This window comes from Phycicoccus jejuensis (genome assembly GCF_000720925.1).
GTDB lineage: Bacteria > Actinomycetota > Actinomycetes > Actinomycetales > Dermatophilaceae > Phycicoccus > Phycicoccus jejuensis.
Genome location: NZ_JOEE01000069.1, coordinates 1 through 278, shown reverse-complemented (window position 1 = coordinate 278; position 278 = coordinate 1). Strand labels below are relative to the sequence as shown.

At 70.1% G+C, this 278-nt stretch carries 1 protein-coding gene; it reads left to right on the top strand.

The window, feature by feature from the left end; genetic code table 11:
- A partial coding sequence (locus IG69_RS20655) for an IS3 family transposase (RefSeq protein WP_036830713.1) occupies positions 1-278 on the top strand: 278 nt, incomplete at both ends.

Genomic DNA, 278 nt, shown 5'->3' with positions numbered 1-278 from the left:
CGGTACAAGCGCCGCGCCATGTCCAAGACCGCGCTGCGCCGCCAGTGGCTCACCGGCCTGATCCGAGAGATCCACATCGCCTCCCGCGGCACGTACGGCACCCGGCGGGTGCACGCCGAGCTGACCACGGCGATGGAGGTCCAGGTCAGCTCGCGCCTGGTCTCGGTGTTGATGACCCAGGCCGGCATCTACGGCCTCCCAGGCCCGGCGCGGGTCAAGCGCATGCGCGGGGTCGTCACCTCCGATGACCTGGTCAACCGCAAGTTCCACCGGCTGCA